Below are 25,528 nucleotides of genomic sequence, written 5' to 3' on the forward strand. Positions count from 1 at the left end.
CCCGACGAGTTGGAGACTGCCCATCCCCGCTCAGCTTGCAAGCGGCGAGTAGAAATCGCGCGTTAAACCGGCCTCGTGACGCGCCGAGTCGTTGAATGGAGGCTTAATGCCTCCCCGAAAATGGCGCTGAACCAACAATTGATAATGGGCCGCCGCATCCAGCGACAAATGGTTCGTCGCGCTGCGGAACCATTTCGTCCCGGCCGAAACATGGCGAATCTCGTCGCGCATAATGCGCCGCAGCATCTTCGCCGACACCATGTCGCCCGCCGCTTCGAACCGCGCGATGGTGGCGGGCGTGATGTCGAGCGCCCGCGCCTCCAGCACCATCGGCACGATGGCGAGCCGCGCCAGCGGATCATGCGCCGTCTCCTGCGCTGCCTGCCACAGCCCGTCATGCGCAGGCAGAGCGCCATAATGGCTGCCCAGCGATCGCAACCGCCGGTCGAGCAGGGCAAAGTGCATCGCCTCATCCGCGCCGACCCGCAGCCAGTCGGTCAGGAAGGCGCGCGGAAAGCCCGCCCCGAACCGCCCGGCCATGTCGAAGGCAAGGTCAATGGCGACAAATTCGATATGGGCGAGCGCATGAAGCATGGCGATCCGCGCGCGCAGCGATCCGCCCTTGCCCCGCCGCGGCATTTGCGTCGGCGGCAGCAATTCGGGCCGATCGGGCCGAGCCGGGCGCTCGGGCATGGCCACGTCACACGCCTCGCCGATCCGCCCCAGCCGCCATCCCCGCGCGACGGACCGCGCCAGCATCACCTTGGCATGGGGGTCGGCGGTCAGCAGGACATCACGGCACGCCCGACCGATTGTCGTCAAAGCGCCTTTACCGCGTCCAGCACCTCGGCGGCATGGCCCTTCACTTTCACCTTGGGCCAGACGCGCAAGACAGCGCCATCGGCCCCGATCAGGAAGGTCGCGCGCGCAATGCCCATATAGGTGCGGCCATACATGGATTTTTCCACCCATGTGCCGAACGCTTCGCAAAAACCATCATCCTCGTCCGACGCCAGCGTGACGCGCAGGCCGTATTTTTCCGCGAATTTGGCGAGCTTTGCGGGCTTGTCCTTCGACACGCCGACCACCGGCACGCCGGCCGCCGCGAAATCATCCGCCAGCGCGGTGAAATCCTTCGCCTCACTGGTGCAGCCGGGGGTGTCCGCCTTGGGATAGAAATAGACCACCAGCGGCTTGCCCAGATAGCGGTCCAGCGTGAAGGACGCGCCGTCGCTATCCTTCACCGGGACGCCGGGAACCTTGTCGCCTTCGCTCAACATCATGTCGTCTCCCCATGGGCGGCGGCCACCGCCTGCCATGCCTGGCCGATGCTTTGCCGTGCCCGGCCATAGCTTTCAAGCAAAGCTGTCCAATGGGGCAGGCCACAGGCGCGGGCCACCAGTTCGCGCGACGCTTCGGGCGGCTCGGTCGATTTGGGCGACACCAGCCGCGACACGATCAGATAGCGGGTGACGAGATCATGCGCCGGGATGAGGTCCGCCGGCAAATGCCCGGCCGCGACCAGTTGCTCCAGCGCCGCCTTGAGGTCGGGCGTGAACGCCATGCCGTGGCGGAACTGGCTGACATGGATCAGGAATTCCAGGTCGACGAGGCCGCCCGGCGCCAGCTTGACATCCCATTCCCCCGCAGGCGGCTTGTGCTTGGCGATTTCGCCGCGCATAGACACCGCCTGCGCCGCCAGCGCATCGACATCACGCGGCGCGTGCAGCGTTTCATCGACTATCGCCTGCAACGCTGCGCGCGCATCAGGCGAACCGAAAATCGGTCGGGCGCGGGTCAGCGCCAAATGCTCCCATGTCCACGCCCCTTCGCGCTGGTATCGGGCGAAACTGTCGAAGCTGACGGCCAGCAAGCCCTGCGCCCCCGACGGCCGCAACCGCGTGTCGACCTCGTAAAGCGGCCCCGACGCCGTATGCACCGACAGCGCATTGGTGATGCGCTGCGCCAGCCGGTTGAAATAGCGGGTTGCGCCCAAAGGCGAAGCGCCATCGGATTCAGCCGCGAAATCGCCGGTGAACAGGAACACGACATCCAGGTCCGACGCATGGGTCAATACTCCGCCGCCCAGCCGCCCCAACGCCAATATCGCCAGTTCGCCGCCGGGCACCCGGCCATGGGTGGCCTCAAATTCGGAAATTGTCGCGCGCGCCAGCGTCTCCACCGCCGCCTCCGCCACCCGGCAATAGCCCCTGCCCGCTTCCAGCGGATCGCCGCCGCGCACGATCTGCGCACCCAGGGCAAAGCGCCGGTCGCCGACCTTTTGCCGCACGCGATCCAGCAGGGTCTGGTAATCGTCGCCCTGCTCCAGCATGGAAAACTGGTCGGCCAGTTCCGCGACCGGCGGCGGCGGGTCGAACGCCGATGCGTCGATCAATCCGTCGATCAGCTCAGCCCGACGCCCCAGCGCCTCGGCCAGGGTCGGCGCATGGCTCAATATCTCGCCCAGCAACGACACCAGCGCAGGCCGGGCGGCGAGCAGCTTGAAGAAATTGATGGCGCTCGGCAGGCGACCGATCATGTCGTCCAGCCGGTTGATCGCGCGGTCCGGGTCGGGGGAACGCGCCAGTTCGCGCATGAGGCCGGGCAGCAAATCTTCCAGCGCCTCGCGCGCCGGGGCGTTGCGCAGCGCCCGCATCTTGCCCGCTCGCCACCCGGCGATGCGCGCGAGCGGCGCAGCCGGATCATCAAAGCCCATGGCCAGCAACTGGTCGCGCAGCTTGTCCTCGTCATGCGACAGCGCATCGCGGTCCTGTTCGGGCGTCAGCCGGTCATAATTGCGCCCCACCCATTCGACATGCGGCCGCAACAGGTCGAGCAGCGCGTCGCCATCGGCCAGGCCATGCAGGCCCGCCACATTGTCAAGCGCGGGCTGCTGCGCGGGCAAGCTGTGGGTCTGCAAATCCTCGACCATCTGGAGCCGATGCTCAATGGTGCGGAACAGGACATAGGCGGCGTCCAGCCTATCGGCCACTTCCCCCTGGATCAGCCCCGCAGCCGCCAGCGCGCCCAGCGCCTCGCGCGTGGCGCCCGATCGCAGCGCCGGATCGCGGCCGCCATGGATCAACTGATGCACCTGCGCGAAAAATTCGACCTCGCGAATGCCGCCCCGGCCGCGCTTCAGGTCATAACTGGGGCCGAACGCCTGCCCCTGGGCATAATGGTCGCGGATGCGGCGCGATATGTCGGTGATCGCGTCGATCGCCCCGAAGTCCAGATTGCGCCGCCACACAAAGGGGCGGATGGCGCGCAGGAAATAATCGCCCAGTTCGCGGTCCCCCGCCGCCGCGCGGGCGCGGATGAAGGCGGCCTGTTCCCACCCCAGCGCGCTCGATTCATAATAGCCGATGGCCGCCTCCACCGGCAGGGCGATGGGCGTCGCTTCGGGCGACGGGCGCAGGCGCAGGTCGACGCGGAACACATAGCCGTCGCCATCGGGCGCGGTCAGCAACTCGCTCATCCGCCGCCCGATGCGGACGGCCGCCTCGGCCGGTTCCTCCCGGCTGTTGTGCGGCAGCACGCGCGGGTCATAGAGCAATATGGGGTCGATGTCGGACGAGTAATTCAGCTCGCGACTGCCATGTTTGCCCAGCGCAAGCACGGCGAAGCCGCGATGCTCGGCATCGGGATATCGTTCGGCCATGGCGGCGGCCAGCGCCTCGTCCAGCGCCTGATCGGCAAAATCCGACAGGGTGCGCGTGACCCGATCGAGATCCCATGCCCCCGCCAAATCGGCAAAGCCGGTAACCAGAGCCAGCGCAAACCGGCGGCGGCGCAGCGACTGGGCGACGCTGTCCGCCGCTTCTCCCGCACGGTGCGCAGCCTTCAGCGCGGCCTCCAAATCGCCCGCGCGCAACAGCCCGGCAATGGCGCCAAAACGGTCCATCTGACGCGAAAGAAAGGGGGAATGGCGGCGGATGCGCGCCTCTGCGCCCACGGGGTCGATCATCTGTTCTCCGGTCCTCTGCCTGACCGCCCTATTGCGCGCCCATGCGACGAACGCCAGAAACTTTTGCGCGCGACGGCCGTTCATAGAGGCATGAGCACGCTGCGCAAATCCGATGCCACGACGCGGGATAACCGGGCCTCCACGACGGCTTCGACCCTGATGTCCATCGAGGCGCCGCCCCGTCATCAGGGGGTAGGCAATGCCTTGCGCGCGACATTTCGCCCGGCGCGCGACGACATGCCCGAAGACATGATGGCGTTGCTGAAACAGCTTGACCGGCATTGACGGCCGCCGACCGCCGCGAGGATGGGGCGACAGCTTTTTGTTCAGCTTTTCAGGCTATCCCACTGGCCACGAATATTGATCGGGACTCGCTCGCACCACCATGTACAAGCGCTTTGCCATTGCCGTTTTGATCGCCGCGCCTCTGGCGGTCATGGGGCTCGACGATTTTCATCCCCGTAAAAAGGGAGAGGAAGCCAGGGACGGGCAGCCAACCCCGACCGAAGTTGCGGTTCCAGCCCCCTCGCCGCCGCCCGCAAATAATTACAATGGTCCGCTCGTGCCGCTTGCTGCACTGCCGCCGAGCAAGGTTGACCCCGCGCCAGCCACCGCATCGGGCGCCGGCATCGCCCCGCCGTCGCCCGTCGTGGCGGACCTGATCGAACCGGCGCCGACGGGCGGGCAGACAATCTACGAAGACTGACGTTCGATCCACTGCGGCGCCAGCCGTTCAGACGGCGGCCTTTTCCCGTCGATCAGCGCGAACAGACTTTCGGTCAGCATTTCGGCGATCCTTGCGCAATCCTGTCGCACCGTGGTCAATGGGGGCCAGGCGGCCTGCGCCAGCGCTATGTCGTCAAAGCCGACGATGGAAAGGTCGCGTGGAATCGCCATCCCCGCCTCCCGCGCGGCGCGCATAACGCTCAGGGCGATAACATCGGTCGCGCAGAATATGCCGTCAGGATGATCGTGGCTCGCAAAATAATCACGCGCGGCGCGATAGGCGCCGTCCGGCGTCGCGGGCGCGGGCACATGCTGGTGCATCGCCCATAGATGATCGGGCAGCGCGCGCGCAAAGCCGGAATAGCGTCCCGCAAATTCCGGCACAGTCACGCTGCCGAAAAAGGCAAGATGGCGGCGTCCCTTGGCGATCAGGTGGCGGGCGGCCATTCCGCCGCCAGCGATATTGTCGACCCCGATGGCGATATGTCGCCCCTCCGCATCTGGTTCGCCCCAGACGACCAGCGGCGCGGCGCGGCCATCCTGGTTGCGGAACAGGGCGACATGGTCCGACTGGCCGATGACAATGATGCCGTCGACCCGCCCTGATTTCGCCCATTGCGCCAGCCAGTCGCCGCCAGTGGCCGACGCGCCCGACAGCAGCAGTCCGCACCCGCGCCGGGCAAAGGCGTCGACCAGCAAGTCCAGCATGGTCGATACCAGCGGATCGGACAGCGACCGTCCGCGATCATGGTCGGGCAGCAGAACCGCGATGGTTCCGGTGCGCCCCATGCGCAGATTGCGGGCGGACTGGTTGAGGTGAAATCCTTGTTCCGCCGCGACCGCCCGCACCTTGTCCCGCGTTGCGCGGGTCAGCGTCCCCTTGCCCGACAGGGCGCGCGACACGGTCGAAACCGATACGCCGGCCAGCCGGGCAATGTCGATGATGCTGCGGACGGGCGGACCGCCCTTTGCGCTCATAACCGCCGGTCAGCGGGTCGGAACCGGCTCCGGCCCCGAATAATCATAAAAGCCGCGGCCGGTCTTGCGACCATACCAGCCCGCCTCGACATATTTCACCAGCAACGGCGCCGGGCGATATTTCGGATCGCCGGTGGTGCTGAGGAAGATGTTGAGGATTTCGAGCGCCGTATCAAGGCCCACGAAATCGAGCAGGGTCAGCGGCCCCATCGGATGGTTGAGCCCCAGCTTGCAGCCATTGTCGATGTCGACGATGCTGCCCACGCCTTCACCCAGCACGAACACCGCCTCGTTCAGCATGGGCAGCAGGATGCGGTTCACCACGAAGCCGGGGGCGTCAAACGCCTGCACCACCGTCTTGCCGATGCGGTCGGCATAGGCGGAGATGGCGGCGACAGTCTCGTCAGTCGTGGCAAGACCGCGAATGACCTCGACCAGTTTCATCACGGGCACCGGGTTGAAAAAATGCACGCCGATGAAACGACCGGCATCCGGCGACGATTGGGCCAGGCGCGTGATCGGGATGGAGGATGTATTGGTGGCCAGGATCGCGTCGGACGCCAGCAACGCGCCGACATTGGCGAAAATGGCGCGCTTGACTTCCTCGCGCTCGGTCGCCGCCTCGATCACCAGTTGCGCGCCGGCCAGCGGCGCGATTTCGCCCGCCGGCGTGATGCGCGCCAGGACAGCATCGGCCTCGGCCTGTTCCATCTTGCCTTTTTCGACGGCGCGCGACAGCAGCTTGGCGATGCCCGCCTTGCCCTGTTCCGCGCGCGGCAGGTCGATGTCCGACAGGATCACATCATAACCCGCCTGCGCCGACACCTGCGCAATGCCAATGCCCATCTGGCCAGCGCCGATCACGCCGACGGTCTTGATCTCCACCATGTTCACTGCCTCCATGTTCTTGCCACCGTCCCTAACGCCCGCTGATCTTCGCGCAAGGGCGAAAGATGCTTGGATTTTCGCCGATCTGCGGCCAACTGGCACTTATAGGGGGACGGATGATGGAGGCCCGCCGATATTCCGGCTTTGCGCTCGCCGCGCACCATGGTTAAAGACCGTGCCATGCCCGTTATCGACATGCCCGCGCCGGCGACTGGCCGCTTCATCGCCGCCGTGCATTATTTCCCGCTGCGCGTCTATTTCGAAGATACGGATCTCTCCGGCCTTGTCTATCACGCCAATTATCTGCGCTTCATGGAACGGGCGCGGTCCGACATGCTGCGCGTCGCGGGCATTGATCAGCGCGGGAACCATGATGGCGGGATTGGCGTCTATGCCGTCGCGGATGTGACTATCGCCTATCGCCGCCCGGCGCGGCTGGACGACGATCTTCTGGTCCGCAGCCATGTGACCGCCGTGGGCGCCGCGACGTGCGCCATTCATCAGACGGTCATGCGCGGGGACGAGATATTGACCGATGCCGATGTCACCGCCGCCTGGCTGACGCCGCAGGGGCGGCCACAGCGGCAACCCAAAGCCTGGATCGACCTGTTCACACGCCTTGCCCAAGGGGAAAGCCTCCACCCATGAACTTCGCCATTCCCGCGATCGGCGCCGCTGACGCCGCATCCCTCTCGCCACTGGCCCTGTTCCTTCAGGCCGACATCGTCGTGAAGATCGTGATGCTGGGCCTGCTACTGGCCAGCATCTGGACCTGGGCGATCATCATCGGATTCAGCATCACGCTGCGCCGCGCCAGCAAGCAGAGCCGCGCCTTCGAAACCGACTTCTGGAAGGCGGAGGACATCGACCGTTTCTATGAAGCGCGCGGCAAGGGCGAAGTGCCCGCCGCCAGGGTGATGGCGGCGGGCGTCACCGAATGGCGACGCTCCACCGCGCAGCGCAGCGTCGACCGCGAAGGAACGCGCGGCCGCCTGTCCACCGCCATGGCCAGCGCCATCTCGCTGGAGATCGACCGCCTGTCGGACCGGCTGAACATCCTTGCCACCATCGGGTCGGTCGCACCCTTTGTCGGCCTCTTCGGCACGGTATGGGGCATCATGCGCGCCTTCACCGCCATCGCCGATCAGCAGAACAGCAGCCTGGCCGTCGTTGCGCCCGGCATCGCCGAAGCGCTGTTCGCCACCGCCATCGGCCTGTTCGCGGCGATCCCGGCGGTCATCGCCTACAACCGTTTCAGCCATGGCATCAACCGGCTGGAATCGCGGCTGTCGCACTTTGCCGACGGCTTTTATGCGACACTGAGCCGCGAACTGGAGACGCAGCGGTGACGGTGCGCGCGACAATTGCGAAGGACGCCGGCTGATGGCCATGTCCGGTCCCCCATCCGGTCGGCGCGGGCGCAAGAATGCGCCGATGGCCGACATCAACGTCACGCCGCTGGTCGACGTCATGCTGGTGCTGCTCATCATCTTCATGGTGACGGCGCCGCTGCTGGTCACCGGCGTTCCGGTCAACCTGCCCGAAACGCGGGCCAAGGGGCTGGACCAGGACGCCAAGCCGACCATTGTGTCCATCGACCGCGACGGCGCGATCTTCGTTGACGAGGCGGAGATCAGCCAGAGCGACCTGCCCGACCGGCTGGCCGAGATCGTGTCCGCCAATGCGGGCAAGCCCGAAGCGCCGCAGATTTTCCTGCGCGCCGACACCGCGCTCGATTATGGCCGGGTGATGCGGGTGATGGGCGAACTCAACCGCGCGGGCCTGAACAAGGTGGCGCTGGTGAGCAGCGCCGCCGAGGATGGCGCCGTCAGCGACGGTTCAGAATAGCGTTCATAGGGTCTGACCATAGATGGAACGCTCGGAAAAAATCGGTCTGGGAATCGCCACGGCGGGGCATGTCCTGCTGTTCGGCGCGCTTTCGGCCGGTTTTCTGTCGACGCCCAACCCGCTGAAGCTCAAATCGCCACCGATGGATGTGAGCATCGTCGACGAAGTGGCGCTCAAATCCATGGCGCCACAGATTTCGACCGAGCCGCCGCCGCCCAGCGTCGCGCCCGAAAGAGGCCCGACCGAAGACGCAGCCCCGGCGCCGGAGCCGGAACCCGCGCCTCTGCCCGAACCTGCGCCAAAGCCCGCGCCAGCGCCGCCCCAGCCGAAAGCGGCGCCCGCCAAGGCCGCGCCCAAGCCCGAACCGGTTGTTAAGCCCAAGCCAACGCCGGCAAAGCCAGCGGTCAAGCCCAAGCCAGCGCCCGCAAAGCCTGCGGCGAAGGCAAAGCCCACACCGGCCAAAACCCAGGCCACACCTGCGACCACGCCGGCCAAATCCGCCGCCAAGCCGAACAAGGCGCAAGCGCCGGCCAAGGCATCGGGCAGCGGCAAGGCGGACAAGCCCAAGGGATCGCTGCTCGGCAATGATTTCCTCAAAGGCATCCAGACAGAGGCCGACGCCCCGCGCAAGGCCCCCGCGCCGCCCGCCGCCGCGTCGATGGGACCGCAGCAAAAGGCCGCGCTCGACCGGGTCATCAGCGAACAAATTTATCGCCACCTGCGCCTGCCGTCGGGCGCGGATGTCGAACTGCTGGTCGCCTTTCTGGATGTGAAGCTCGACAAATCGGGCAACGTCATCGGCACGCCCCAGGTCACCGACGTGCAGGGCATTACCGCGAGCAACCGGCCGCAGGTCGCAATCTACCGCGAACGCGCCGTCCAGGCTGTCATGCAGGCTTCTCCCTTCAGGGGATTGCCGCCGGAATATCATAATGAGTGGAAATGGCTCAGCCCCTTAAGAATCTATGCAAGGAAAGCGCGATGAAAGGCTTTGTAATTCGGGCGTTGCTGGTCGCCAGCGCGATGGTCGCCCTTCCGGCGCAGGCCCAGTTGTCGGTCGACGTCACCGGCGACATCGACAGCAATCTGACCATCGCGGTCCCCGCCCTGCCCGCGCAGCAGGATGTGGCGACGCCGGCGGGCACGGCCAGCGAACTGGGCCGCAAGATCGCCGAGGTGATCGCGTCGGACCTTAAAGGCTCCGGCCTGTTCGACCCGTCCGGCCCCGGCGGCCTGCCCGCCGTCGCCCTGCCCGAAGTCACCTTCCCCCAGTTCGAAAAATGGGCGTCGTTCCAGGCGCTGGTCCACGGCTTTGTCCGCACCACCGGCGGGGAAGCCGACATCACCGTGGGCTGCTACCTCTATGACGTGGCGCTCAAGCAGGAAATGACGCGCCAGGGCTATGTCGTGGCTCCCCGCGACTGGCGCCGCGCCGCGCATAAATGCGCCGACGCCATCTATGCCCGCCTGTCGGGCGAAAGCCCCTTCTTCGACAGCCGCATCGCCTATATCGCCGAAAGCGGGCCGAAGGGTAACCGCGTCAAGCGGCTCGCCATCATGGATTCGGACGGCGCCAACCACCGTTTCATCACCAATGGCCAATCGATCGCGCTGACCCCGCGCTTCTCGCCCGATTACAAGTCGATCGTCTATGTGAGCTATCTCAACAACCGGGTGCGCATCTTCGTCTATGACATCGGCACCGGCACCCAAAGGCTGGTGACCGAAAGCAACAACCCGACCTTCGCCCCGCGCTGGTCGCCCGATGGCCGCTATGTCCTGTTTTCCATGGCGGTCGCGGGCAACACCGACATTTATCGCGTCTCGTCGCAGGGCGGCGCGCCCCAGCGCCTGACCAATTCGCCCGCCATTGACGTCGGCGGCAGCTATTCGCCCGATGGCACGCAGATCGTCTTTGAAAGCGACCGTTCGGGCGGCCAGCAAATCTATGTGATGAATGCGGACGGCTCCAACCAGCGTCGCATCAGCCATGGCGGCGGCCGTTATGCGACGCCCGAATGGAGCCCGCGCGGCGACCTGATCGCCTTCACCAAAATTGCTGGCGAGTTCAAGATCGCGGTGATGACGCCGGGCGGCGAGAATGAGCGCATCCTGACCAATGGCTGGCAGGACGAGCAGCCCAGTTGGTCGCCCAATGGCCGCGTGCTGCAGTTTTTCCGCACTACGCCAGGCCGACAGGGCAACAGCCAAGTGTGGCAGGTCGACCTGACCGGGGTGAACGAACGGCGCATCCCGACGCCGCTCAGCGGCTCCGACCCAGCCTGGGGTCCGCTGCTGCCGTGATTTTGCGCGGTTCCAGGGAACCTTATCGTCTTGACAGCGTAACGAACTTACCCAAGCATGATCGCGTTTCGCGGGCGCACAAATTCTCGTTCAAGGAGATTTTCATGATCCGGACCCGTCCTTTCCTGATGGCCGCTGCCGTCCTCGCCCTTGCCGCCTGCTCGAAAAAGCCGCCGGAAGAACTGCCCCCCGCCCCCGGCCCGGCGCCGACCACCGGTTCGACCGGTTCCTACACGCCGACCGGCCCGGTGAAGGGCAGCCAGGAAGATTTCATCGCATCGGTCTCTTCCGACCGCATCTTCTTCGACACCGACAAATATGATGTCGATGCGCAGGATCAGGCGACGTTACAGAGCCAGGCCGCCTGGCTGCAACAGAACCCGACCGTGCGCGTGACCATCGAAGGCCATGCCGACGAACGCGGCACCCGCGATTATAATATCGCGCTGGGCGAACGCCGCGCCAATTCGGCGAAAAACTATCTCGCCTCCATCGGCATCGACCCCAGTCGCATCACCACGGTCAGCTATGGCAAGGAACGTCCGGCCGCGCTGGGCTCGGACGAAGCCGCCTGGGCGCAGAACCGCCGCGCGGTGACGGTGACCGTCCAATATTGATGACATCGGGTGGCGGGCCGCCGCGCCCTCCACCAAAAGGGGAAATGCCCCGCTGGTCACGCGACCGGCGGGGCTTTTCCGTTCCGTTCAACCCGGTGTTCAGGCCCTGCGCGTGCCCGAGAATGCCGCCGCGCCGAACGCGCCCAGTTGCAGCGTGCCGGTGATGGCGTCGCCGTTCACTTCCGCATCGCAATCCAGCGTCATCGGCATGGGCATGGTCATCGTCATCTTCCAGGTCAGCCTGGCGCCGTCGACCTGACCGTCCTTGACGTCGAGCGACCCCATCATCCCCGCAAAGGTGCCGTTGAAATGGTCGCCGCTGCTGATCACCGTCAGCACGCCATTCTGGTCACCCATGGGCGTCTTGGCGACGCAATCATAAACGCCATCGACTCCAGCCATTATCCTGTCTCCTTCCGCTTAGCCGAAAATCAGTCAGCCAGCGTGCCCGTTTCCACCGGCAAGCCGACCGCGTCAAGTTGCGGCCGCACCAGCTTGGCGTCGCCCACCACGACCCAGATCAGTTGATCGGCATTGATCGCCTCGCGCGCGGCCTTGTCCAGATCGGCGGCGGTCATCGCGCGATAGGTGGCGGGCAGCGTCGCATAATAATTGTCGGGGCGGCCCAGCATCGCGTTGCGCATCATCGCGCCCAGCAATTCCGACGATGTTTCGAAACTGCCGGGCAGCGACAATATCTGGCTGTTGATCGTCTGGTTGCGCTCGGCTTCTGTCACGCCCTTGGTCGACAGGAAATCCCTGATGTCCTGCCGCGCGGCGAGAATCGATTCGCCGGTCTTGTCGGTCTGCACCGGGGCATAGACGAGCAGCGGGATCGTATCCTGAACGCTGGGCAGGCCGGTGCCCGCGAAATAGGCCCAGCCCTTCGTCTCGCGAAGGTCCATGATGAGGCGCGACGTCGTGCTGCCGCCCATCACTTCATTGGCGGTCTGGAGCGTGACCGGATTGTCCGTCCCTTTCTTCGCCGTCAGCACGCCCGCCAGGATCATCGACTGCGGGCTTTGCGGCTTGTCGATCAGGACGATGCGCGGCGGCCGGGCCATGCGATCCATGCGGAACAGCTTGACGCCCTTTTGACCCTTGGGCGCCTTCCAGTCGCCGAACCGCTTTTCGAGCTGCGGCAACAGGTCGGCCAGCGTGGTGTCGCCGGTGGCGAAGATGGTCGCATTGTCGGGGCGCATCCACTTCTGATGGAAAGCCACCAGATCGCCGCGCGTCACCGCCTTCACGCCGGTTTCGGTGCCCGATCCGGTAAAGGGAATGCCATAGGGATGTGCGCCGCCATAAAGCAGCGGCGGCAGCATGCGCTGCGCGATCGCCATGGGCTGCGTCTTTTCGGACGCGATCCTGGTGAGCAACTGGCCGCGAATACGCTCCACTTCCTCCGGCGCAAAGGCGGGGTTGCGAACGATGTCAGACAACAGGTCGAGCGAACCGCCCAGATTGGGCTTCAGCGCGAACAGGCCGACATTGGTGCGGTCCATGCTGCTGCCCGCGCTGATCGACGCGCCCAGACGTTCCTGCTCCTGCGCGATCTGAACCGATGTACGGCTCTTCGTGCCTTCGTCGAGCAAGGCGGTGGCGAGCGCGGTTGTGCCCAGCTTCGCCTTGTCATCCGCGGCGTTGCCCGCGTCGAACGACACCGACACGCGCACCGTGGGCACCGCCGTGCGACGGGCGAACAGCACCGGGATGCCGTTCTTCAGCTTGGCATGTTCGACCGTGGGAAATTCAAGGTCTGCGACCGGCTCGATGGCGGGCTCGGCGATCTTCGTCGGCGCTGGCGGTGTGGCGGCCACGGGCGCAGGCGCGTCGGGATCGCGGAAATGGGCGGGGCGATGCGTGGCGTTGCCCGCCAGCGCATTGTCCGCCGCCGACCGTTCGCCCGGCTCCACCGTCAGGCGGAACACGGGGCGACCCAGCCATTTGCGCGCGGCGTCGCCCACGCTTTGCGGGGTCGCGGCGGCATAAGCGGTCAGGTTCGCCTTATATTTGGCGGCATCGTCCGAGTAGACCGCGCCTTCGGCCAGCGTCACCGCCTTGCCCGAAAAACCGCCGACCTTTTCCAGGCCCGAAATCGTGCCCGCCACCTGCTGCGTTGCGGCCCGTTGAACCTCGTCCGCGCTCGGCCCCTTGGCGAGATATTCGGCGAGCAGTTCGTCCAGCCGCTTGCCAACCATGGCCGGATCGACGCCCGGCTTCACATCGACGGTGATCTCGGCGATGCTGACCTTCTCGAAAGGCTGGATGCTGGCCTTCGCGCCCACCGCGACTTTCTCATCGCGCACCAATATGTTGGACAGGCGCGAGGAGGACAGGCCGCCAAAGATCGACATGGCGAGGTCCAGGTCGGGCAAATCGGCGCCATTGACGCCCGGCACCACCCAATTGCGATAGAGCCGGACGGCGGCGACATTGTCCTTCATCACCTTCTCGACATCCTTGTCGAGCGTGGGAATGCTGGCGTCGACATCCTGCGGCGCGGGCCCGGCCGGAATATTGCCGAACCAGCGTTCCACCTTCGCCTTTGCCGTCGCGACATCAATGTCGCCCGCCAGCACCAGCACGGCGTTGTTCGGGCCATAATGGGTTTTGAACCAGCTTTGCACGTCGGCCAGGCTGGCGGCGTTCAGGTCCGCCATCGAACCGATGGTCGAATGGCGATAGGGATGGCCATCGGGGAACAGCGCGGCGAGTTGCGCATATTCGACCAGGCCATAGGGCTCATTCTCGCCCATGCGCTTTTCATTCTGCACCACGCCGCGCTGGGTATCCAGCTTCACCTGCGTCACCGCGCCCAGCAAATGGCCCATACGGTCCGATTCCAGGAACAGCGCGCGGTCGAGCGCGCCGGTCGGCACGGTTTCGAAATAATTGGTGCGATCGAACCATGTCGTGCCGTTCCAGTCGGTCGCGCCAATATCCTCCAGTCGCCCGAAGAACGGGCCATCGGCATTTTCCGAGCCATAGAACATCAGATGTTCGAACAGATGGGCAAAGCCGGTCTTGCCCGCCGGTTCATGCCGCGATCCGACATGATACCAGATCGACACTGCGACCACGGGGGCCTTGCGGTCGGTATGGACGATCACGCGCAGCCCGTTGGGCAGCGTGAACTGCTCATAGGGAATGTCGACGGCGGAGACGAGTTGCGAAAGCGGCGCGGGCGGCGTTGGTGTGGCGGCGGCATGGGCCATGGGCGCCATGGCGGGCATCAGCGCCAGGGGCGACAGGCCGATCGACAGGGCGATGCGGGACGACAGCGAAAACAGGGACATGGAAAGGCGCCTCTCGACGGACTTGGGACTATGCGCCCCACCATAGCGAGGCGTTTTAGCGGTGCAATACGCTTTGCGCTGGACAGGGCGCAGCGCGGCGATAGGCTTGCTCTCCCCCAATCATCCTTTGAACCAAGAGGTTGCGTCCTTGCCATCCGCCCGCTTTGCCTCCGTCGCGCTGCTCGCCCTTGCCTTGAGCGGAATGGCCGCCGCCCAGCCCCCAAAAACGCCCGCCTTCTCGCCCGAAGAAATCCGTGCGGACGTCGGCTTCCTCGCCGACGACCTGCTGGAAGGACGCGACGCCGGCACGCGCGGTTACGACATCGCCGCCCACTATGTCGCGGCGCGCTTTGCCGCGCTTGGCCTGACCCAGGCGGTCAAGGGCGACTGGTTGCAGCCTGTGACGCTGGCCGTCGCCGATCTCGACAAGAACGCGCCCGCCGCCTTCATCATCGGCGGCAGGCGCTTTACCAATGAAGGCGACGTGATGATCGGCGCCATCGGCCGCGAAACGCGGCAGACGCTGGAAGCGCAGGCCGTCTTCGTCGGCTATGGGCTGCAATCGGCGCGCGAGAAGATCGATGATTATGCGGGCCTTGACCTGCGCGGGAAGATCGCCGTTGCCCTGTCCGGCGCGCCCGGCGGCATGCCGAGCGAGGTTGCGGCCCATCTGGCCGCTGAAAAGGCCGTCGCCGCGCAACAGGCGGGCGCCATCGGCCTCATCAGCATTCCCAGCCCCAGCCTGCTGGCGCGGCGGCCATGGGAGCGGTTGAAACAGGCGGCGGGCGGGCCCACCGTCAGCTGGATCGACAGCGACGGCAAACCCTATGTCCGCACGCCGGAAATCCGCATCGGCGGCTATGTCCATGGCCCGGCGGCAGAAGCCCTGCTGGCGGGGTCGGGCCGCACGCTCGCCCGCATCTATGCTCAGGCGTCGAAAAAGGGCGGCCGTCCGAGGGGTTTCGCGCTCAAGCCCCTGGTGAAGATCGAGCGGACAAGCATCGTCACCACCGCCCAAAGCAGCAACGTGATCGCCATTTTGCCGGGCTCCGACCCGGCGCTGGCCCATGAATATGTGCTGTTGATGGCCCATCTCGACCATCTGGGCGTCAAACCCGACGCCAGGGGGGATGACAAGATTCACAACGGCGCGATGGACAATGCCTCAGGCGTCGCGACGATGATGGCGGTGGCGAAAGCCTTCGCGGAAAATGGAGATCGGCCGCGTCGTTCGATCCTGTTCGCCGCCGTCACGGCGGAGGAGGACGGCCTGCTCGGCGCGCAATATCTGGCAAAGCATCCGGTGCTGCCCGCTGGCGGCAAGCTGGTCGGCGTCATCAACCTCGACATGCCGGTGCTGACCTATGATTTTCAGGATATGGTGGCGTTTGGCGCCGAACATTCGACGCTCGGCCCCATCGTCGCGCAGGCGGCGCAGGCGCAGGGCATCGCCCTGTCGCCTGACCCCCTGCCCGCCGAAGGGCTGTTCACCCGCTCCGACCATTATCGCTTCGTGCAGGAAGGCGTGCCGTCGATATTCCTGATGACCGGCTTTGCCGGGCCGGGCAAGGAAGCCTTCGAAGCCTTCCTCGCCACCCATTATCATCAGCCGTCCGATCAGGCCGACCTGCCCATCCATTGGGACGCCGCCGCCAAATTCGCCCGCGTCAACCATGCCATCGCCCGCGCCATCGCCAATGGCGACGAAGCGCCACGCTGGTTCAAGGGCGATTTCTTCGGAGACGCCTTCGCCCCTGAAGCACCCAAGGCCGTGCGGGAGAGGAAATAGGGCGTCATAGCGCCGCGCCGCGCATTGGCGGTACGGCATCCCTTTTCGGTGCGCAAAGGGCAAACCATGGGGCCGGGCGACAGCGCTGCACCGTCGCAAGCGCCGCTTCCAGCTTCATCGCTAAGTAATTGTATGAATTGGCGCGCCCGGAACGATTCGAACGTCCGACCCTCAGATTCGTAGTCTGATGCTCTATCCAGCTGAGCTACGGGCGCGCTGCCATTTCTGGCCGGGGCCGCCAGGCCCCGTTGGGAGCCCGGCAGATAGAGGGGGCCGCCATGCTTGGCAACCCCCTTTTTGCAAATTATTGACGGGCCGCCAGAGCCGCCTGCGCAGCGGCCAGACGCGCGATCGGCACGCGGTAGGGCGACGCCGAAACATAGTCGAGGCCGGTCTTTTCGCAGAAGGCGATGGAGGCCGGATCCCCGCCATGCTCGCCGCAAATGCCCAGTTTGATGCCGGGGCGCGTCGCCCGGCCGCGCTCGGCGGCCAGCTCGATCAGTTCGCCCACGCCCTCGACATCGATGCTGACGAACGGGTCGCGGGCGAATATGCCCTTGTCCACATATTGCGTCAGGAAACGGCCGGCGTCGTCGCGGCTGATGCCGATGGTGGTCTGCGTCAGGTCGTTGGTGCCAAAGGAGAAGAATTCGCCCACTTCGGCGATTTCCCCGGCCTTCAGCGCCGCGCGCGGCAGTTCGATCATCGTGCCGACCAGATAGTCGACAGACGCGCCCTGCTCGGCAAAAACCTCGGCCGCGACGCGATCGACGATCGCCTTCATCAGCTCCAGTTCCTTCTTGGTCGCGACGAGAGGGATCATCACTTCGGGGATCGGCGCGTCGCCCGACCGCTGCTTGACGATAAGGGCCGCCTCGAAAATGGCGCGCGCCTGCATTTCGTATATTTCAGGATAGGTCACGCCCAGGCGACAACCGCGATGGCCCAGCATTGGGTTGAACTCATGCAGCTCCGAAGCCCGACGCTTCAGCATATCGACGCTTACACTCGCGGCCTTCGCCACTTCCTCGAACTCCGCCTCGCCATGGGGCAGGAATTCGTGCAGCGGCGGATCGAGCAGGCGGATGGTCACGGGCAGGCCCGCCATCACCATGAAAATCTGCGCGAAATCGTCCCGCTGTTCGGGCAGCAGCTTGTCGAGCGCCAAGCGGCGGCCCTTCTCGCTGTCGGCCAGGATCATCTCACGCACGGCGGTGATGCGCGCCGCGTCGAAGAACATATGCTCGGTGCGACACAGACCGACGCCTTCCGCACCGAAATCGCGGGCGGTCTGGCAATCGAGCGGGGTTTCGGCATTGGCGCGCACCTTCAGGCGGCGAACCTTGTCGGCCCAGATCATCAGCGTGCCGAAATCGCCCGCCAGTTCGGGCTGAACGGTCGGCACTTCGCCCGCCATCACTTCGCCGGTCGCGCCGTCGATGGTGATGATGTCGCCTTCCCTGAACTCGCGCCCGCCGACGCGCAGCACCTTCGCGGCATTGTCGATGGACAGGCCGCCCGCGCCGGAAACACAGGGGCGGCCCATGCCGCGCGCCACCACGGCGGCGTGGCTGGTCATGCCGCCGCGCGCGGTCAAAATGCCCTTGGCCGCGTGCATCCCGTGAATATCCTCCGGGCTGGTTTCGACGCGAACCAGGATGACCGAATCGCCCAGTTCATTGCGGCGCTCGGCGGTGTCGGCATCGAACACGATGGCGCCGCTGGCCGCGCCCGGCGACGCGGGCAGCCCCTTGGTCAGCACGTCGCGCGGCGCCTTGGGGTCGAGCGTCGGGTGCAGCAACTGGTCCAATGCTGCGGGATCGACGCGGGCGACGGCTTCTTCTTCGGTAATCAGCCCTTCATGCGCCATGTCGACCGCGATTTTCAGCGCGGCCTTGGCCGTGCGCTTGCCCGAACGGGTCTGGAGCATCCACAGCTTGCCCTGCTGGACCGTGAATTCAATGTCCTGCATGTCGCGATAATGGGTTTCGAGTATCTGGAACACCCCGGCCAGTTCGGCATAGGTTTCCGGCATCGCCTCTTCCATCGACAGCGGCTTGGCCCCGGCCCGTTCGCGCGCCGCCTTGGTCAGATATTGCGGCGTGCGGATGCCCGCCACCACGTCCTCGCCCTGCGCGTTGATCAGATATTCGCCATAATAGGCGTTCTCGCCGGTCGCCGGGTCGCGGGTGAAGGCGACGCCCGTCGCGGAGGTTTCCCCCATATTGCCGAACACCATCGCCTGCACATTGACGGCGGTGCCCCATTCGCCGGGAATGTTGTTCAGGCGGCGATAGACCTTGGCGCGTTCCGACTGCCAGCTACCGAAGACGGCCGAAATGGCGCCCCACAATTGGTCATGCACGTCCTGCGGGAAGGGCTTGTTCCACAGCTTTTCCACCAGCGCCTTATATTCGGCGACCAGAGCCTTCCAGTCGTCGGCGGTCATTTCGGTGTCGAGGCTGTAGCCATTATCCTCCTTGGCGATTTCGAGAGCCTCCTCGAACGCGCCATGGTCCAGTTCCAGCACCACGTCCGAATACATCTGGATGAAGCGGCGATAGCTGTCCCAGGCGAAACGCTCGTCGCCCGACGTCGCGGCCAGACCGACGACGGTTTCGTCGTTGAGGCCGAGGTTCAGCACCGTGTCCATCATGCCCGGCATGGACGCGCGCGCGCCCGAACGCACCGACACCAGCAACGGATCGGCAGGGTTGCCGAATGTCTTGCCGGTAATGCCTTCGATATGGGCGATGCCGCTGGCGACTTCGGCGTTCAGGCTTTCGGGATATTTGCCGCCGTCGACATAATAGCGGGTGCACATTTCCGTGGTGATGGTGAAGCCCGGCGGCACCGGCAGGCCAATGGCGGCCATGCCGTCAAGATTCGCGCCCTTGCCGCCCAGCAGGTTGCGGTCGCCCTTCCCTCCGTCATCAACGCCGCCGCCGAAACGATAGACATAACGGGTGGCGGTATCGTTCATGCTGGCCTCTTCCATCGTCAACATTGTTCGCGGCTTTCCCTGCCCATGCTACGCGCGCCATTGTGCGCTGCAACAATGAATAGCAACAAATGGGCGACGAATGCACCCACTTATACGATATAATCTGTCTCACTCCGTGATGTGCGTCACGGTCTCGAAATAGTCGCGACGTTAGCCGGTAATTTTCGAAAAGTCAGCCACGGCGTGCACCGCGTCGCGCACCCGCGCCAGCAGCGCCAGACGCGCGGCCCGCTTGGCCGGATCGGCGTCGTTCACCGTCACCTGTTCGAAAAAGGCGTCGATGGGCGCGCGCAGGCTGGCGAGCGCCGCCATCGCATCCTCGAACCGTTCGTCCGTCACCGCAGCGGCGGCCAGAGGCTCGGCCGCATCGAGCGCCGCGAGCAGCGCCGCTTCGGCGGGTTCAGGGGTGTAGGAAAGCGTATTGTGCTCCTGCGAAGGCAGGAGCCCAGGGCCAGATTGCGCCTCGTCGCCCTGGGCTCCGGCTTTCGCCGGAGCACTCATTATGTGGGGCGCTTCCTTCTTCAATATGTTGGCCGCGCGCTTGTAACCGGCGAGCAGGTTCGCGCCATCATCGGTCGCGACAAAGGACTGGAGCGCATGAACGCGGGCGAGCAGCCGGACGAGATCGTCCTCGCCGCCGAGCGCAAACACCGCGTCGATCAGATCGTGCCGGACGCCCGCTTCCTTCTGCTGAACCTTGAGGCGGTCGGCGAAGAAGTCGAGGAGACGTTTAATAGTAGCTTCAAAATTACCATAATCGTCAAATCTAAAAATAGTCGGACGATCAGGACTTTTAACTCGGTAAATTACCTTATCACCATACCGAATAACGTCATAACCCTCCTCCGTATCGAAGTTGTAGTTTTCATCACCATGATCGTGCAGCTCAGGATATTCTGACGAATCTGTTGCCGCCAGCAATTGGAATTCAAGTATCCATCGTAAACGCTCGAACACACGTTTAAGTGAAATCTCTAATCCATTTTCATGGATCAAGCGAATGACACCTAAGGCGGAGCGCCTAAGCGCAAACGGGTCTTTTGAACCAGTTGGTTCCTGACCAATTGAATAAAAGTTGAAAAGGCTATCCAGCTTATCCGCCAAACTCACCGCCACCGTCACCGGCGCAGTGGGGACGTCGTCGCCCTGCCCGACCGGCTTGTAATGGTCGCGGATGGCGTCAGCGACTTGCGGGTCCAGACCTTCCTCGCGGGCGTAATAGCCGCCCATAAGCCCCTGAAGTTCAGGGAATTCGCCAACCATTTCGGTGACGAGGTCGGCCTTGCACAAATGCGCGGCCTGTTCGGCGAGGTCGGCCAGTTGCTCCTTCGTCATGCCAGCGAATGCTGGCATCTCAGGCGTTGGCGCGCTGCCGCCTGAGACCCCAGCCTTCGCTGGGGTGACGGTGGTGGCTGGCGTGACGGTTGCGGGGGTAACGATGCCCTCTTCCACCAGCCATCGTGCCAGCTTCGCCACCCGCTCGACCTTGTCGGCGACGGTGCCCAGCTTTTCGTGGAAGGTGATGCGCGACAGTTTCTTCGCGTGATCTTCCAGCTTCGTCTTCTTGTCCTGTTCCCAGAAGAAACGGGCGTCGGAGAGGCGCGCGGCCAGCACCTTGCGGTTGCCCGCGATGATCGCTTCGCCGCCATCCTTCGCCTCGATATTGGCGGTGCAGATGAACGCCGGGGCCAGTTTCCCTTCCCCGTCGCGCAGCACGAAATATTTCTGATTTATCCGAAGCGTTAGCTGAATAACCTCAGGCGGAACATCCAGAAACGCCGGGTCGAAATCGCCCAGCAGCGGCACCGGCCATTCGGTCAGCCCCGCATTTTCCGCGACCAGCCCCTTGTCCTCGATCACGCTGTAGCCATGGGCGGCCGCCGCCGCTGCAGCCCTTTCCGCGATCACCGCCTGCCGCTCTTCATGGCTGGCGATGACATGGGCGGCGCGCAGCTTTGCGGCATAATCATCGGCGCCATCGATGCTGATCGCGCCGGTCGAATGGAACCGATGGCCCACCGTCTCGCGCCCCGAAACGATGCCGTCGATCTCCATCGGCACCACGTCCCCGCCCAGCAGCGCGACAATGCCCTGCAACGGCCGAACCCAGCGCAGGCTTTCGGTCGTCTGGCTCGCCGCGCCCCAGCGCATGGATTTGGGCCAGGGAAAAGCGCGAACAATGGCGGGCACCGCCTGCGTCAGCACATCGGCGGTCGGCTGGCCGGGCCGGTTGACCACGGCAAACCACACGCCGTCGCGATCCTCCAGTTGGTCCTGGGTCAGCCCGGTCTTGCGCAGGAAGCCCTCCAGCGCCTGCGCCGGGGCCGAAGTGCGCGGGCCTTTATACTCCTCGCTCACCGCCGCCGTTTCCATCGGCAGGCCGCGCGCGATCAGCGCCAGCCGCCGGGGCGTGACGAAGCTCTCGATGGCGGCGGGCTTCAGCCCGGCCTTCGCCAGTTCCTCGGTGAACAGCCGCGCCAGATCGTCCGACGCCTTCAACTGCATCCGCGCGGGGATTTCCTCGCCACGCAATTCGAGCAGGAAATCGCGCATCATTGGGCCCACCCGTTGGTCTTCATCCACGCTTCGCAGCTACCCTTCGCCATGTCGCGCACCTGCCCCATATAACTGGCGCGTTCCTGCACGGAGATCACACCGCGCGCCTGCAACAGGTTGAACGTGTGGCTGGCCTTGATCGCCTGTTCAAAGGCGGCGAGCGGAACGTCATTGTCGATGCACTGCTGCCATTCGGCCTGGCAATCCTTGAACCAGCGGAACAGCTTGTCGGTGTCGGCGACCTCGAAATTCCATTTCGACATCTGCTTTTCATTTTCCAGGAACACGTCGCCATAGCTGACGCCCGCGTCGTTGAAGCGCAGGTCGTACACATTGTCGACGCCCTGAATATACATGGCGAGCCGCTCCAGCCCATAGGTCAACTCACCCGCCACCGGCTTGCAGTCGAAACCGCCCATCTGCTGGAAATAGGTGAACTGGCTCACCTCCATCCCGTCGCACCATACTTCCCAGCCCAGTCCCCATGCGCCCAGCGTCGGGCTTTCCCAGTCATCCTCGACAAAGCGGATGTCGTGGACCAGCGGGTCGATGCCGATTTCGATCAGGCTGCCCAGATACAGGTCCTGCAAATCGGCCGGGCTGGGCTTCATAATGACCTGATACTGGTAATAATGCTGGAGCCGGTTGGGGTTTTCGCCATAGCGGCCGTCGGTCGGGCGACGACTGGGCTGGACATAGGCGGCGTTCCACTTGTCCGGCCCCAGCGCGCGCAGCGTCGTCGCCGGATGGAAGGTGCCCGCGCCCACCTCCATGTCATAGGGCTGAAGGATGACGCAGCCCCGCTCGCTCCAGTAGCGATGCAGGGTCAGGATCATGTCCTGAAAGGAAAGCGCGTTGCTGGTCGCCACAAATGGTCCTTGCGAAAATCACGGTTTTGTCGGGCCGCGACTAGGCGGTGCGGGGGGCCATGGTCAAGCATAAGTGCGGCGATGAAGAGGGTTAAGGGTCTTGCCCCCCGCTCCCCTGATCCGCATGGTGCCTCCTATGTCCATTCGGAAAAACGCGCGGGCGCTTGCCGCCGCCCTTCTGCTGCTGGCGGGCGCCGCGCTCTCGACGCCGGCCATTGCGCGCGCGCCGGAACCGGCCCGCCCCGCCCTTTGGCTGGTGCAGGATGCCGACACGCGCATCTATCTGTTCGGCACCATCCATGTGCTGAAACCCGGCATCGACTGGTTCAACGGCCCGGTTCGCCGGGCGTTCGACGGCGCGGACGAACTGGTGACGGAGATCGTCGTCCCCGACGATCCGCAGGAAATGGCGGCGATCATGGGGCAGAAGGCGCTGGCGACCGACAATATCCGCCTGTCCGACCGGCTGGAGCCGCAGGCGCGCGCGCGCTATCAGGCGGCGATGGCGGCCAACGACCTGCCGGTGCAGGTCTATGACCTGTTCAAACCCTGGATGGTGGCCGTCACCCTGTCGCTCAAGCCGCTGGAAAAACTGGGTTACGGCAAGGACAGCGGCGCCGAGGCGGTGCTGACCAGGGCGGCAAAGGAAGCTGGCAAGCCCCATGGCGCGCTGGAGACGGTGGCGGAACAGATCGGCTTTTTCGACGACCTGCCGATGGAACAGCAGGTCGCTTTCCTCAACGCCACCGTGGACGACCTGCCACGGGCGGAGGCCGATTTCGGCCGGATGATCGATAGCTGGGCAAAGGGGCGGCCCGATGTGCTGGCGAAGGAAATGAACGAATCGCTGGAAACCACGCCCGAACTGGCCGACCGGCTGCTGACGCAGCGCAATGCGCGCTGGGCGCAATGGATCAAGGCGCGGCTGGACCGGCCCGGCGCCGTGTTCGTCGCCGTGGGCGCGGGGCATCTGGCCGGCAAGGGCAGCGTTCAGGATCAGATCAAGGCGCTCAAACTGCGCGCGAAAAGGGTGACGAAATGACGATGCGGCTTGGCCAATGGCTGCTTTCCCTGCTGGCGCTGTCGCTGCTGGCGGCTTGCGGCAGCCAGCCCGAAGCGCCCCCGGCGACCAAGGACGGCCCCGCCATGTGGCGGGTGCAGCGCGGCGACCTTGACGCCACGCTGTTCGGCACCATCCATGTCCTGCCCGACGGCATAGAGTGGCAGACGCCCGCCATCCGCGACGCCATCGCCCAATCCGACCGGCTGGTGCTGGAGGCCGCCGATTTACAGGATGAGGTCAAGACTCTGACCCTGTTCGAACAAATGGGCCGCAGCCCCAACCTGCCCCCGCTGGAGGCGCGCGTGCCCGAAGCGGACAAGGCTGACCTTGCCGCTATCGTCGCCAGCGGCGGCACGACCACCGGGCTGTTGTCGGGCTATGAAAGCTGGGCGGCGGCGATGCTGCTCTCCTCCGCCTCGCAACAGGCGCTGAAGATCAGTCAGGATAATGGCGTCGAACCCGCGCTGATCGCTACCTTCAAACAGGCGGGCAAGCCGATTGGCGGGCTGGAGACAGTGGAGCGGCAATTTTCCGCCTTCGACACGCTGCCCGAAAGCGCCCAGCGCCGGATGCTCTCGCAAACCGTGCATGAGGCAAAGGATATGCGCGGCCTCTATGACCGCATCCTCAAGGCCTGGCTGAAAGGCGATATGGACGCGATCGCCAGGGAAGATCAGGTCGGCGAACAGCCCGACCCGTTGGTTGAGGAAGCCGTGCTGGTCGCGCGCAACCGCGATTGGGTGAAGGCCATCGAACCGATGAAGGGCCGCCCGTTCATCGCGGTTGGGGCGGGGCATCTGACAGGACGCGACAACCTGATCGGCCTGTTGCGGGCCAAGGGCTACACGGTGACGCGGGTGCAATAGGGCCACCCGCGCCAAGGCTTGCATTCCAGCCCTTTTCTGCTAAAGGCCGCGCTCCCCGTGATGGTCATCCCTGGAGGCGTTGCGGGAAAGAACAACCATTTCAACTTTGGAGACAAGCAATGAGCGAGCAGCTTACGCTGTCGGCCGAGGTTCGCGATCGGGCAGGCAAGGGAGCCTCCCGCGCTCTCCGCCGCGAGGGCCGCGTACCCGCCGTCATTTACGGTAATAATGAAGAACCCCAGTCGATCCACGTCGAAGAAAAGCTGCTGAACAAGCTGCTGGGCACTGGCCACTTCTTCAATTCGGTGATCATGGTCGAAGTCGACGGCGCGACCGTCCGCACCCTGCCCAAGGATGTCGCCTTCCACCCGGTGACCGATCGCCCGCTGCACGCCGATTTCCTGCGCGTTTCCGAACATGCGACCGTGCACGTCAACGTGCCCGTCCGCTTCGAGAACGAAGCCGCCTCGCCGGGCCTCAAGAAGGGCGGCGTGCTCAACATCGTTCGCCATGACGTCGAACTGATCGTCGACGCCGCCGAAATCCCCGACGATGTCGTGGTCGACCTCAAGGGCTTCGAAATTGGCGATTCGATCCACATCAGCGCCGTGACCCTGCCCAAGGGCGCGAAGACCGCGATCGACGACCGCGACTTCACGCTGGCGACCATCGTTGCGCCCAAGGGCCTCAAGAGCGCCGAAGGCGACAGCGAAGCGTCGGCCGAAGGCTGATAGCCCGACCGGCCCGCCGCCAT

At 64.9% G+C, this 25,528-nt stretch carries 22 protein-coding genes and 1 tRNA gene; 12 read left to right on the forward strand and 11 right to left on the reverse strand.

Features of this window, described 5'->3' with window-relative positions:
- Positions 1–30: 30 nt before the first annotated feature.
- From GGR44_RS15785 to GGR44_RS15795, 3 genes are read right to left on the reverse strand one after another with little or no spacing between them, the layout of a single operon-like run.
- Positions 31–822: a ferritin-like domain-containing protein gene (locus tag GGR44_RS15785; RefSeq protein ID WP_281374312.1), complete on the reverse strand. Its 792-nt coding sequence runs from the start codon at positions 820–822 to the stop codon at positions 31–33.
- Positions 819–1,280 carry a thioredoxin-dependent thiol peroxidase gene (bcp, locus tag GGR44_RS15790; RefSeq protein WP_183956515.1) on the reverse strand — a complete coding sequence of 154 codons (462 nt, stop codon included), beginning with the start codon at positions 1,278–1,280 and terminating at the stop codon, positions 819–821. Before bcp ends, GGR44_RS15785 begins: the two co-directional genes overlap by 4 nt.
- A complete protein-coding gene (locus GGR44_RS15795) occupies positions 1,280–3,967 on the reverse strand; it encodes a bifunctional [glutamine synthetase] adenylyltransferase/[glutamine synthetase]-adenylyl-L-tyrosine phosphorylase (RefSeq protein ID WP_183956449.1) in 2,688 nt (895 codons plus the stop codon). Before GGR44_RS15795 ends, bcp begins: the two co-directional genes overlap by 1 nt.
- Before the next feature lie 90 nt (positions 3,968–4,057).
- On the opposite strand from GGR44_RS15795, the gene GGR44_RS15800 reads away from it, so the two are divergent.
- Positions 4,058–4,252, forward strand: a complete 195-nt coding sequence (locus tag GGR44_RS15800; protein ID WP_183956450.1) for a hypothetical protein — start codon at positions 4,058–4,060, stop codon at positions 4,250–4,252.
- A 100-nt stretch (positions 4,253–4,352) separates the two neighbouring features.
- Positions 4,353–4,673 (forward strand): hypothetical protein, encoded by a 321-nt coding sequence (locus GGR44_RS15805; protein WP_183956451.1) that lies wholly within the window; start codon positions 4,353–4,355, stop codon positions 4,671–4,673.
- Here GGR44_RS15805 and GGR44_RS15810 read toward each other — a convergent pair.
- Complete coding sequence (locus GGR44_RS15810; protein ID WP_183956452.1) at positions 4,661–5,671, reverse strand: LacI family DNA-binding transcriptional regulator; 1,011 nt, start codon at positions 5,669–5,671, stop codon at positions 4,661–4,663. The genes GGR44_RS15805 and GGR44_RS15810 overlap by 13 nt on opposite strands.
- Before the next feature lie 9 nt (positions 5,672–5,680).
- Positions 5,681–6,559, reverse strand: a complete 879-nt coding sequence (locus tag GGR44_RS15815) for a 3-hydroxyacyl-CoA dehydrogenase NAD-binding domain-containing protein (protein WP_183956517.1) — start codon at positions 6,557–6,559, stop codon at positions 5,681–5,683.
- 180 nt (positions 6,560–6,739) lie between these two features.
- Here GGR44_RS15815 and GGR44_RS15820 point away from each other — a divergent pair, with 180 nt between their 5' ends.
- From GGR44_RS15820 to pal, 6 genes are all read left to right on the forward strand, one after another.
- Positions 6,740–7,207, forward strand: coding sequence for a YbgC/FadM family acyl-CoA thioesterase (locus tag GGR44_RS15820; RefSeq protein ID WP_183956518.1), 468 nt, complete (start codon positions 6,740–6,742; stop codon positions 7,205–7,207).
- Positions 7,204–7,908 carry a protein TolQ gene (tolQ, locus tag GGR44_RS15825; protein WP_183956453.1) on the forward strand — a complete coding sequence of 235 codons (705 nt, stop codon included), beginning with the start codon at positions 7,204–7,206 and terminating at the stop codon, positions 7,906–7,908. The genes GGR44_RS15820 and tolQ overlap by 4 nt, the downstream gene beginning before the upstream one ends.
- Positions 7,909–7,942: 34 nt before the next feature.
- The gene (gene tolR / locus GGR44_RS15830) at positions 7,943–8,407 is read left to right on the forward strand and encodes a protein TolR (protein ID WP_183956454.1); all 465 of its coding nucleotides are present in this window, start codon (positions 7,943–7,945) and stop codon (positions 8,405–8,407) included.
- 22 nt (positions 8,408–8,429) lie between these two features.
- The gene (locus GGR44_RS15835; protein WP_183956455.1) at positions 8,430–9,392 is read left to right on the forward strand and encodes a cell envelope biogenesis protein TolA; all 963 of its coding nucleotides are present in this window, start codon (positions 8,430–8,432) and stop codon (positions 9,390–9,392) included.
- Positions 9,389–10,711: a Tol-Pal system beta propeller repeat protein TolB gene (tolB, locus tag GGR44_RS15840; protein ID WP_183956456.1), complete on the forward strand. Its 1,323-nt coding sequence runs from the start codon at positions 9,389–9,391 to the stop codon at positions 10,709–10,711. Before GGR44_RS15835 ends, tolB begins: the two co-directional genes overlap by 4 nt.
- Before the next feature lie 104 nt (positions 10,712–10,815).
- Complete coding sequence (gene pal / locus GGR44_RS15845; RefSeq protein WP_183956457.1) at positions 10,816–11,328, forward strand: peptidoglycan-associated lipoprotein Pal; 513 nt, start codon at positions 10,816–10,818, stop codon at positions 11,326–11,328.
- A 99-nt stretch (positions 11,329–11,427) separates the two neighbouring features.
- Here pal and GGR44_RS15850 read toward each other — a convergent pair whose 3' ends face one another.
- Both GGR44_RS15850 and GGR44_RS15855 read right to left on the reverse strand, forming a co-directional pair.
- A complete protein-coding gene (locus GGR44_RS15850; RefSeq protein ID WP_183956458.1) occupies positions 11,428–11,730 on the reverse strand; it encodes a hypothetical protein in 303 nt (100 codons plus the stop codon).
- A gap of 29 nt (positions 11,731–11,759) precedes the next feature.
- Positions 11,760–14,627, reverse strand: a complete 2,868-nt coding sequence (locus tag GGR44_RS15855; protein ID WP_183956459.1) for a M16 family metallopeptidase — start codon at positions 14,625–14,627, stop codon at positions 11,760–11,762.
- 202 nt (positions 14,628–14,829) lie between these two features.
- Here GGR44_RS15855 and GGR44_RS15860 point away from each other — a divergent pair, with 202 nt between their 5' ends.
- Complete coding sequence (locus GGR44_RS15860; protein ID WP_183956519.1) at positions 14,830–16,416, forward strand: M28 family metallopeptidase; 1,587 nt, start codon at positions 14,830–14,832, stop codon at positions 16,414–16,416.
- Positions 16,417–16,554: 138 nt separating this feature from the next.
- Here the strand turns inward: GGR44_RS15860 and GGR44_RS15865 are convergent.
- From GGR44_RS15865 to GGR44_RS15880, 4 genes are all read right to left on the reverse strand, one after another.
- Positions 16,555–16,631, reverse strand: a tRNA-Arg gene (locus tag GGR44_RS15865).
- An 89-nt stretch (positions 16,632–16,720) separates the two neighbouring features.
- A complete protein-coding gene (gene ppdK, locus GGR44_RS15870; RefSeq protein ID WP_183956460.1) occupies positions 16,721–19,423 on the reverse strand; it encodes a pyruvate, phosphate dikinase in 2,703 nt (900 codons plus the stop codon).
- Between the two features lie 147 nt (positions 19,424–19,570).
- Positions 19,571–21,973, reverse strand: coding sequence for a glycine--tRNA ligase subunit beta (gene glyS, locus GGR44_RS15875; RefSeq protein ID WP_183956520.1), 2,403 nt, complete (start codon positions 21,971–21,973; stop codon positions 19,571–19,573).
- Positions 21,973–22,845: a glycine--tRNA ligase subunit alpha gene (locus GGR44_RS15880; protein ID WP_183956461.1), complete on the reverse strand. Its 873-nt coding sequence runs from the start codon at positions 22,843–22,845 to the stop codon at positions 21,973–21,975. The genes glyS and GGR44_RS15880 overlap by 1 nt, the downstream gene beginning before the upstream one ends.
- 136 nt (positions 22,846–22,981) lie before the next feature.
- On the opposite strand from GGR44_RS15880, the gene GGR44_RS15885 reads away from it, so the two are divergent.
- From GGR44_RS15885 to GGR44_RS15895, 3 genes are all read left to right on the forward strand, one after another.
- Positions 22,982–23,887: a TraB/GumN family protein gene (locus tag GGR44_RS15885; RefSeq protein WP_183956462.1), complete on the forward strand. Its 906-nt coding sequence runs from the start codon at positions 22,982–22,984 to the stop codon at positions 23,885–23,887.
- Positions 23,884–24,774 (forward strand): TraB/GumN family protein, encoded by an 891-nt coding sequence (locus GGR44_RS15890; protein WP_183956463.1) that lies wholly within the window; start codon positions 23,884–23,886, stop codon positions 24,772–24,774. Before GGR44_RS15885 ends, GGR44_RS15890 begins: the two co-directional genes overlap by 4 nt.
- 119 nt (positions 24,775–24,893) lie before the next feature.
- Positions 24,894–25,505: a 50S ribosomal protein L25/general stress protein Ctc gene (locus GGR44_RS15895; RefSeq protein WP_183956464.1), complete on the forward strand. Its 612-nt coding sequence runs from the start codon at positions 24,894–24,896 to the stop codon at positions 25,503–25,505.
- The last annotated feature ends 23 nt before the right edge of the window (positions 25,506–25,528 follow it).

Origin of the sequence: Sphingobium fontiphilum, from assembly GCF_014196635.1 — a bacterium.
Lineage (GTDB): Bacteria > Pseudomonadota > Alphaproteobacteria > Sphingomonadales > Sphingomonadaceae > Sphingobium > Sphingobium fontiphilum.